Origin of the sequence: Clostridium sp. (assembly GCF_018372875.1) — a bacterium.
In the GTDB taxonomy this organism is placed as follows: Bacteria; Bacillota; Clostridia; order Clostridiales; family Clostridiaceae; genus Clostridium.
Window position 1 is genome coordinate 1 of sequence record NZ_JAHAIF010000075.1, and the last position, 9,811, is coordinate 9,811.

Consider the following 9,811-nt stretch of genomic DNA (forward strand, 5'->3'; position numbering starts at 1 on the left):
AATAAATACATATAAAGTTATGAATAAAATTTAAAATTATAAAAATAAGGCTGTATCAGCCTAAGGTAAAAAACCTTAATCTGATACAGCCCCTTTTTTCTACTTTAATGTTGCAGTTAAACACATAGTCTTCATACCTAATGAAGTAAACTTTGTTTCATACTCTGTCATTATATTATTCTTAAAATCCGAATTATGTAGATCATAAGTTAAGAAGTCTATATTAAATCCACATTCCTTGAAATACTCTTGTGAATCATTGAATAAGTCTGTATCATCAGTTTTAAACCATATTTGTGATCCTGGCTTTAAAAACTTCTTATACTCATTCAAAAACTTTATATGAGTTAACCTTCTCTTATTATGTCTATCCTTTGGCCATGGATTACAGAAATTTATATATATTTTATCTATTTCATCTTTATCAAATAAATCCGCTATAAAGCTTATATTTAAAGCTACTATTCTAGCATTAGTTAATTCAGGTTCAACTTCCTTAACCTTTCTTAATGCATATACTAATACTTCATCTTTTAAATCTACAGCTATATGATTAATGTTAGGATATCTTTTGCAGTTTTCTGTTAAGAATCCTCCTCTACCACATCCAAGCTCTAAATGAATAGGATTGTTATTTCCAAACTCTTCTCTCCATTTTCCTTTTAAATCAGCTGGTTTGCTTATGAATATATTACTCTCTTCTAATTCAGGTCTAGCCCACCACTTTTTTCTTAGCCTCATATGTAAAAATCCTCCTAGGAATGTTTTTCGTTAGCGAGTTGTATTATACCATATATATTAATGAATATACAATTATACTTATTTAAACCTCTGTTGCATTATCAACATCTTTTATATTTTTAATATAAATATAACCTTCTTTATTACTATATATAATCTTATCATTCATACTAACAAACTTTCCTTTATATGAAATAGTTTCTCCAGTAGTTTTATTTAAAACCATCCCTTTTAAATTATCATTAATAAGGATTTCTCCATTTCCAGTTATATGAATATCCTCTTTGTTTTTACTTTCATCAAGGGCTAATGACTGCCATTCACCTTCCTTAGTTTCTAAAGAACCATATACTATCCTATATATTTTATCTCCTTCATATTCACCGAAATAAATATTATCATTACTATCTGTTCCTAACACATCTATTTTCCCGGAAATATTTAGACTTAACTTTTTACTTTTCCCATTTGTATAACTATAAAAGCTATTTCTTGACTCATCTTCACAGATTAGTATATCTTTATTTTGAAAAGCAGCAATCTCACCTAAATCTTTTATATTATGAGATACCTTTGTAAGTGTTTCATTAATATCAATTCTATAAATTGTTGGCCTACTACTTCCCCATGTTAATGCAATATATTTAACACCAGTTTTACTTGATACTTCTAATCCATTAATCTTCATGCTATTAGAATACTTTCCTAATTCTTTTATTTTATGTTCAGTTTTTGAACTTATATCATATGTATAAAGTTGTACTCTATCGTTTATATCTCTTACAACTAATATAATTCTATTTACATTCTCTATCCAATCCGCATATAGTATTTCATTAGAATCTTCTATTATTATTTCATTCTCTTCACCATTTTTAGTGTTTATAGCATATAATTTATCATTATTAAAATAAGAAATATATCTTCCTGAGTATGAAACTTTTACATCTTCTATATTGTTAGGAAGGGTAACATTAGCTTCTACTGGCTTAGCTTCTACTTTCTCAACTTTAAAATCTGAAGAATGCTTAAAATACATCCTCTCTAAAAAATATAACCCTCCAGCTTGTAAAGATAATGATAATAAAGCCCATATTATAACACGTTTAAAGTTTTTCATATCTATTACCTCACCACTTATTTAACTATAAATGCAGATGCTATTGGTCTTTCGCCTAAACTATTAGAAGGATTATTAATTACCTCACCATCATAATACATAGTTGCAGATTTACCACCATCAAGCATTGTTGCCGTAACACAGTCTAACTTGTACATAATTTCTTGACTCTCTTTTAATGTTGCTGCTACTCTTCCTCCAGGAACCTTTGAATCTAAAACTACTAGCACTATAGCACCATCTCTTCTTTGTCCAATTAATGTTCTTGGAGCAGTTCCTAATCCACCATCTCCTGATATCTTAGTCATTTTCCCATTTATAACTAATACTGGACTTGCTCCCTCTGGTGTAAATGTAAGGGCATCCACTACATTCTGCTCTTCTAATTGTTTTAATGTATATCCTCCCACTAAAAGCCTTCCATCCTTTGTCATAGCAGCTACATCATAACGCCCACCTGGAGCATCATCATTTAATATCTTTCCATCAGAAATTAGTAAACCAACAGGTATACCTCCATTGGATGTCCACAATTGGCTTCCTTCTTCATCTGTAAAAGCTCCTCCATTAATAGCTGCTACAGCATCATAATTTTGAGCTATTTGTGATGTAGTTTCACCTTCTTTAAACAATTTTGATGTAACTCCAACCTTAACCCTAGTAGGATCTTTTACTATTAATACATGACCTGTAAATTTACTGTTGTCAGTTAGAGTAGCTACCTCTATACTGTCATCCTTTACCTTTGAAATTTCTATAAGGCTAAAATCTTGATTTTCATTTGTTACAACTTCCTGACTTTTACCTAAAATCTCATCAATTTGATCTTGAGATAAAAACGTTGTTGCTAACCACTGATAATGCATTGAAGACATTGCTGTTCCAACAAATGTTCTTTTTGCATCTTCAAACGGTCCATATAAAATCATAAATGGAGCTGTTATTCCTGTAAATACTATCATAAAAACAAAAAAGGCTAATATTACTTTCCAACTCATTTTCTTATTCTTTTCGGATCTCTTTATCTTTTTTTTCCCCATCTTACCACCTATACTATATCTATTTTTATCTATAAAATTATATCTTTTTTTGCAGAATACTTCAATACACGTAATAATTTTGTAATAATATGCAAAAAAGATGAGATATAAATCATCTCATCTTTTTGCTTATAATATTACATTTAAGTTTCAGACCCATCACCACTTCCATCAGGTCCTACTGGTGGCTCAGGCTCCCCTAGTTCTGGACCAGGAGTTGTAGCTGGAGGTTCAACTGGCTTCTCATATTTATACAACTTTATCTCAATAGTACTTCCTACTTTTATAGAAGATCCTGAATTTGAAACATATCCAACTTTACCATCTAAATTTTTATCTTCTGTTGTAATAAAACTTGATTTACTAACATTATAATTAAGCCCTAAATTCACCAAAATATTCTTCACTTCACCAAGATCTTTTCCAACTAAGTTTTTAGGAACTTCCACTAACTTTGGTGCTTCAGGCTCCTTATCAGAATCAGTTGGCTTATTTGACGGTTTTTCCTGTTCAATTTTATCTAACTCATCATCATTTTCTTCAATATGAGTAGGCTCTCCATGTTGTTGCTTATACTCATCATTTAAAGCATTGTAATTTGCCATTACACTATTAAAATGCTCCTTATCTATATCTTCACTAGAATATGGTTTATCATTATAGATAAAATCATTTAATATTTTTCCGTTCTGCTCTTTATCTGTTAATAAAACCCATCCTTTATTTCTATATAAACCACCTTGAGATAGTTCAGTAGCAGGAATTTGCAATTGCTCAAATTTAAGCTCTCCAAACTTAGAAACTGTATATGCATAATTTAATAAGGTTAATGGTTCTATATTAGTCTTAACTGATGGTAACAAATCGTATAAAAGTCCTGGATATTTAACTACGCTTACATCCATCATTTTTTCAGCTACAATATCAAGAACTCTTCTTTGACGTTCTGTTCTTTCATAACTTCCATTACCAACTTTTCTTATTCTTGCATATGCTAATGCCTGCTGTCCATCTAAATGTTGTAATCCTGGTGTAGTTAGAGGTGGTGATTTTACATCTCTAACTTCTCCAATAAATTTATTAATTTCTGGAATTTCATAGTCTTTCACATCAACTTCTATTCCACCAATACCATCTATTATATCTTCAAATCCCCAGAAGTTAACCATTACATATTTATCTAATGTAAAGTCAAAATTCTCTTTTATGGTTTTCATTAATAATTCTGGTCCACCTAATGCTAAAGCAGCATTAATTTTTTGTTCACCATATCCTGGTATATCTACAAAAGTATCTCTCATTATTGATGATAACTTTAATTTCTTAGTATTATTGTCTATTGTTGCAATTATAATAGAATCTGATCTTGCCCTCTCATTAAGATCTCTAGCATCTGTACCTATTAATAGAATATTAGTTATTCCTGGTACCTCTTCAAATGAATCTTCTGTTGTTATATCTGATATATCTGAATTACTGTATATCTTACTTCTAACATAAAAATATCCAAATACAACGGATCCAACTAATAAAGCTAGAATAATGGATATTATTATTAGGATTTTAGTCTTCTTTGACATTTTCTTTTTATCTTTCTCTGGCTTCACCTTACTCACTCCTTTTCCCACTTCTCTTCATAATAATATTATTACAAACAAAATACAATAAATAATTACGAAATAGTTAAGATTTTATAGCCTACATAATCTTTTTATTATTTTCTATGTTATAATATGCAATATGTTAAGTTAATAATCTATGGTGGGAGATTTTTTTATGAAAGAAGAGATAATAAAACTTCTAAAAGAAAGTGATAGCTATGTATCAGGAGAAGAAATCAGCAAAGGCTTGGGAATAACTAGAGCCTCTGTTTGGAAGCATATAAAAGTTCTAAAAGAGGATGGATACGAAATTGTAGGCGTATCTAATAAAGGTTATAAATTAGTTAATTCTCCTGACTTAATATTAAAAAGTGATATAAATAAATATTTAACTACTAGATATATTGGACAAAATATAGAATACTTTAAATTACTCTCATCAACTAATTATAAAGCAAAGCTACTTGGAAATAGCATTGATATAAAAGATGGAACAATAATAATTGCTGAAGAACAGAGTGACGGAAAAGGTAGATTAGGACGATACTGGTCATCGCCTAAAGGTGGGTTATGGCTGTCAATTATATTAAGACCTAATATTGAGCCTACAAATGCTCACAAAATTACACAAATAGCTTCAGCAGCTTTAATCAAAACATTAAATAGCTATGGAATAGATGCAAAAATAAAATGGCCTAATGATATATATTTAAACAACAAAAAGCTCTGTGGAATATTAACAGAAATGAAATGTGACATGGATAGAATAAACTATATCATAGTTGGCGTTGGAATTAATGTTAATATCAATTCAAATGATATTCCAGAGGAACTAAAAGATACTGCAACATCTTTAAAAATAGAGACTAATATTAGCTATGATAGAAATAAACTTCTTGCTTTATTTTTAAATAACTTCGAATATTTATATATTGATTTTATAGAAAAAAATATATATTCAGAGGTTGCTGAAATTAGTAAAACACATTCTCTTATACTAAATAAACAAGCTTTTCTTGTTACTTCAAGAGGTAAAGAAAAGGTTAACTGCATTGGATTAGATGATAATGGCGAATTAATTGTTGTGGATAAAAATGGAAATAAGAAAAATATTTTAAGTGGAGAAATTACTTTTAAATAATAAGTAACTTACACTAAAAACAAGAGAAATTGCATTGCAATTTCTCTTGTTTTTCTATAATAGTCTTATTCCATTTTCTTCACATATCCTATGGTTTTTTTCATCCCAAACAGAAGCTTGTACTTCTCCAATATGGGCTTTTCTTAGGAAGTACATACAAATTCTTGATTGTCCTATTCCTCCCCCTACTGTATAAGGAAGTTTTCCTTCTAATAACAATCTATGAAACTCTAATGATTTTCTTTCTTCACAGCCTGTCTTTCTTAATTGATATTCTAAAGCTTCCTTATCTACTCTTATTCCCATAGAAGATAGTTCTACAGCTCTATCTAAAATCGGATACCAGAAAAGAATATCTCCATTTAATTTCCAATCATCATAGTCTGGAGCTCTTCCATCATGTTTTTCTCCAGATGCTAATACATCTCCTATTTTCATTATGAACACAGCTCCATGTTCTTTACAAATTGCATCTTCTCTATCTTTAGGGGATAAATCTGGATATTTATCCTCTAACTCTTGAGATGTTATAATGAATATTTCATTTGGTAATTCCTTTTCTATACACTTTAATTCATTAGCTACAAAGTCCTCTGTTTCTTTAAATACACTATATATACTTCTAACTATCTCTTTTAGCTTCTCTTCAGTTCTTTCTTCCTTTAAGATAATCTTTTCCCAGTCCCATTGATCAACATAAATTGAATGAATGTTATCTAAGTCTTCATCTCTTCTTATAGCATTCATATCAGTGTATAATCCATGTCCAGGTTGAAAACCATATCTATATAAACTTAATCTCTTCCATTTAGCTAAAGAATGAACAATTTCTACCTGTTCTCCTGTTGCTTTTAAGTCAAAATTAACAGGTCTTTCAACTCCATTTAAATTATCATTTAATCCAGTGGATGCTCCTACAAATAACGGTGCTGATACTCTAATTAAGTCTAATTTTTCTGATAAAGTTCTTTCAAAGAAATCCTTAATTTTTTTTATATGAATTTCTGTTTCTATAAGCGTTTCTTTTACTTCATAATCTTTTGGAATTATTATTCCATCTACATCCATTGTTACGCCCCCTTAAAGTTTATAAAATTGATTATACCAAATTAATTAAAGTTATAGAAGTATATTGTCTAAATAAAAGTAGTAAATCTCTCGATTTACAAAAAAGAAACACTATTAATAAGTGCTTCTTTCTTACCTTTATTTAATACATTCATTTAAATGCTTCTTTAATATATCTGCTGACTTCTTTAACTTTTCTTCCTCTTCCTTATTTAAAGATATTTCTATAACCTGCTTTATACCATTTCTATTAACTATAGATGGAATTGCAAGATATATCTCACTAATACCATATTGTCCTTCAAACAAACTAGATACAGTTAAAACTGAATTTTCATCTCTAAATATTGCTTCCACTATTCTATTTACAGCAAGACCTATAGCAAAATAAGTTGCTTTCTTCCTACTTATAATTTCATAAGCTGCATTTTTAACATCATCTTCTATAACCTTTTTAATTTCATTATCCCACTCTAAATTAACAACCTTAGAATAATTATCTAAGTCTTCAACACCTATTCTTGCACTACTCCAAGTAACAACTTCACTATCACCATGCTCACCTATAACATAACCATGCACATTATTATTATTAACTTCAAAATATTTGCCTAAAACATACTTTAATCTAGAAGTATCAAGGACAGTACCTGATCCAATGACTCTTTCTTTAGGGAATCCTGATAGTTTATATGTGATATAAGTTAAAATATCTACAGGATTAGATACAACTAATAGTATTGATTCTGGACTTAGTTTAGCCAACTCTGGCACAAAACTTTCAAAAATCTTATAGTTCTTATCAATAAGATCTAGCCTTGTTTCTCCATCTTTTTGACCAGCTCCAGCTGTTATTATAATAATATCTGAATCCTTTGTTTCACTAATTCCACCTGCATATATATTAACAGGTTTTACAAATGAAGTTCCATGAACTAAGTCCATTACTTCACCTATTGCCTTTTCCATATTAATATCATATATACAAATTTCCGTTGCTATTCCACTATTCATTAATGCGTAAGCTGTTGTTGCACCTACAAAACCTGCTCCTATTATAGATATTTTTCTTTTTCCTTCTCTAATCATTTTCAACCCTCCTATATTAGTTCTATTACTTAGTTTTACTATATAGATAATATTTTATTCCCGTTACAAATATTATATCTCTCTTAATAATTATTATCAATTAATTTTAGGAAATATTTTCTTTTAACTTTTGCTTTTTTTTACTTTTTTTAAGCATTTTACACATAATAATTTTGAATTTAAATTTCTAATTGTCATAAACTATAATAATAATATGAAATTTTTAAAATATTATTTACATTAAACTTTTAAAATATTAATATAGTACCTGTAGCTATTTTAAAAATTTGTTAGCATACTTGGAGGAATCAAATGAAGATAAATATTATAGGAGTTCCTATGTTCTATGGTTGTGATAAATCTGGCGTAGAAAAGGGACCTGATGTTCTAAGAAAAAATGGTTTAATTGATGTATTTACTAAAAAGCATGAGGTATGTGACTTAGGAAACGTAAAAGTAAATAAAGTATCCTCTGAAGATAAATATAAATTTAATAACAAAATGAAGTATTTAAATGAAATAATTAATATAAATAATGAGTTAGCTGATAAAGTTAATAACTCTTTTAATAATGGTGCATTACCTTTAATAATTGGTGGAGACCATGCTCTTGGTATGGGAAGCTTAGCTGGTTGTGGTAAACATTTCGGACAAGACCTAGCTGTAATTTGGGTAGATGCTCATGGAGATATAAATACACCAGAAACATCACATTCCGGTAATATTCATGGTATGCCTTTAGCTGCTTCTATGGGCATTGGATATGATTCTTTAACAAATATTTATTACAATGGTTGTAAAGTTAATCCAAAAAATGTTTATATAGTTGGTGCAAGAGATTTAGATAAAGGTGAAGTTGAATTAATTGAAAATAAGCATTTAAATGTTTGGACTATGAACGATATAAAAGAAAAAGGATTAGAAAAATGCTTAGAAGAACTAATATCTATGTTAAATTCATCAAACATAAATAATGTTCACTTAAGTTTTGATATAGACTCAATAGATCCTACTTTTATTCCTGGCACAGGCACACCTGTAATAGATGGATTAACTATGGAAGGTGGAAAAAAGATTATAAAGGACTTACTAAATACTAACCTTATTAAATCTATTGACTTTGTAGAATTTAATCCTAGCTTAGATAAAGGTGATGTTACTTTAAATAACTGTTTAAGTCTTTTAGAAGAAATTAGTAACAATTTATAGTTCCTAAAGTTTTAATTATGATATAATAATTTTATTATAATCGCTTCAACAGGAGGAACTAATATGAAGTTATTAATTTTCGATACTGAAACAACAAGCATCAAACCAGGACACATTTGTCAATTAAGCTATATCACAATAGATGCTTCAACAAAACCACAACAAACAATAGGGAAAAACTACTTCTTTACTGTTGACGAAATGGATCCAGCTGCTGAAGCTGTTCATGGGTTTTCCTTAGAAAAACTTTATGATTTATCTAATGGTCAATATATTGAAGATTTAATAGAAGAATTTATTAATGATTTTAGTGAAGCTGATTTTGTTATAGGTCATAATGTTAATTTTGACGTTAGATTCTTAAAATTAGAGCTTGAAGCTATGGGAATTGACTATGAACCTAAAAATATGTTCTGTACAATGCAATACTATAAAGATATATGTAAAATTCTTAGACCAAGTGGAGATTATAAAAATCCAAAACTTGAAGAAGTAATTAATTTTTTAGGAATTACAAAAGACCAAATATCAAGTAAGGCTGATGAGCTATTCCAAGGTAGTGGTGATTATCATGATGCTAGATTTGATACTGCAGCAACTTACTTGTTAATTATAGAAGGTTTAAAGAAGGGATATATTCCTAGAGGGTATTTTTCAAAAAAATTATCAAATTAATTTAGGTAGAGAAATTGTTTTACAATTTCTCTCAGGGTGTCGACAAAGTCGACACCCTTTCGTTTTTTTGATAAAATATCACAGGTGATATTTTATGATGACAAGAAGAAATATAGATAATAGATTG

Annotated in this window: 9 protein-coding genes; 3 read left to right on the forward strand and 6 right to left on the reverse strand. The window is 28.9% G+C overall.

All coding sequences use genetic code 11. The annotated features are described in order from the left end of the window. Positions 1 to 99: 99 nt before the first annotated feature. From trmB to KIB46_RS15475, 4 genes are all read right to left on the reverse strand, one after another. Positions 100 to 741 (reverse strand): tRNA (guanosine(46)-N7)-methyltransferase TrmB, encoded by a 642-nt coding sequence (gene trmB / locus KIB46_RS15460; protein WP_291673041.1) that lies wholly within the window; start codon positions 739 to 741, stop codon positions 100 to 102. An 82-nt stretch (positions 742 to 823) separates the two neighbouring features. After that, complete coding sequence (locus tag KIB46_RS15465) at positions 824 to 1,861, reverse strand: dipeptidyl-peptidase IV (protein WP_156560956.1); 1,038 nt, start codon at positions 1,859 to 1,861, stop codon at positions 824 to 826. A 17-nt stretch (positions 1,862 to 1,878) separates the two neighbouring features. After that, the gene (locus KIB46_RS15470; RefSeq protein ID WP_156560955.1) at positions 1,879 to 2,901 is read right to left on the reverse strand and encodes a phosphodiester glycosidase family protein; all 1,023 of its coding nucleotides are present in this window, start codon (positions 2,899 to 2,901) and stop codon (positions 1,879 to 1,881) included. 143 nt (positions 2,902 to 3,044) lie between these two features. Continuing rightward, entirely contained in the window at positions 3,045 to 4,508 is a 1,464-nt protein-coding gene (locus KIB46_RS15475; protein WP_291673045.1) for an LCP family protein, read from the reverse strand. A gap of 169 nt (positions 4,509 to 4,677) precedes the next feature. On the opposite strand from KIB46_RS15475, the gene KIB46_RS15480 reads away from it, so the two are divergent. Further along, positions 4,678 to 5,643 (forward strand): biotin--[acetyl-CoA-carboxylase] ligase, encoded by a 966-nt coding sequence (locus tag KIB46_RS15480; RefSeq protein ID WP_291673047.1) that lies wholly within the window; start codon positions 4,678 to 4,680, stop codon positions 5,641 to 5,643. A gap of 54 nt (positions 5,644 to 5,697) precedes the next feature. Here KIB46_RS15480 and asnA read toward each other — a convergent pair whose 3' ends face one another. Beyond that, entirely contained in the window at positions 5,698 to 6,711 is a 1,014-nt protein-coding gene (gene asnA / locus KIB46_RS15485; protein WP_291673049.1) for an aspartate--ammonia ligase, read from the reverse strand. Positions 6,712 to 6,849: 138 nt separating this feature from the next. Continuing rightward, positions 6,850 to 7,800, reverse strand: a complete 951-nt coding sequence (locus KIB46_RS15490) for an L-lactate dehydrogenase (protein ID WP_156560951.1) — start codon at positions 7,798 to 7,800, stop codon at positions 6,850 to 6,852. 312 nt (positions 7,801 to 8,112) lie between these two features. On the opposite strand from KIB46_RS15490, the gene rocF reads away from it, so the two are divergent. Both rocF and KIB46_RS15500 read left to right on the forward strand, forming a co-directional pair. Continuing rightward, positions 8,113 to 9,009: an arginase gene (gene rocF / locus KIB46_RS15495; RefSeq protein WP_291673051.1), complete on the forward strand. Its 897-nt coding sequence runs from the start codon at positions 8,113 to 8,115 to the stop codon at positions 9,007 to 9,009. Between the two features lie 63 nt (positions 9,010 to 9,072). After that, positions 9,073 to 9,684: a 3'-5' exonuclease gene (locus tag KIB46_RS15500; protein WP_156560949.1), complete on the forward strand. Its 612-nt coding sequence runs from the start codon at positions 9,073 to 9,075 to the stop codon at positions 9,682 to 9,684. Positions 9,685 to 9,811: the final 127 nt, after the last annotated feature.

What these genes read in the sequence shown, in the direction of transcription:
- KIB46_RS15480 (WP_291673047.1), top strand. Translation starts at nt 4,678, where the DNA reads ATGAAAGAAGAGATAATAAAACTTCTAAAAGAAAGTGATAGCTATGTA.
- KIB46_RS15470 (WP_156560955.1), bottom strand. Translation starts at nt 2,901, where the DNA reads ATGGGGAAAAAAAAGATAAAGAGATCCGAAAAGAATAAGAAAATGAGT.
- KIB46_RS15500 (WP_156560949.1), top strand. Translation starts at nt 9,073, where the DNA reads ATGAAGTTATTAATTTTCGATACTGAAACAACAAGCATCAAACCAGGA.
- KIB46_RS15490 (WP_156560951.1), bottom strand. Translation starts at nt 7,800, where the DNA reads ATGATTAGAGAAGGAAAAAGAAAAATATCTATAATAGGAGCAGGTTTT.
- rocF (WP_291673051.1), top strand. Translation starts at nt 8,113, where the DNA reads ATGAAGATAAATATTATAGGAGTTCCTATGTTCTATGGTTGTGATAAA.
- KIB46_RS15465 (WP_156560956.1), bottom strand. Translation starts at nt 1,861, where the DNA reads ATGAAAAACTTTAAACGTGTTATAATATGGGCTTTATTATCATTATCT.
- asnA (WP_291673049.1), bottom strand. Translation starts at nt 6,711, where the DNA reads ATGGATGTAGATGGAATAATAATTCCAAAAGATTATGAAGTAAAAGAA.
- trmB (WP_291673041.1), bottom strand. Translation starts at nt 741, where the DNA reads ATGAGGCTAAGAAAAAAGTGGTGGGCTAGACCTGAATTAGAAGAGAGT.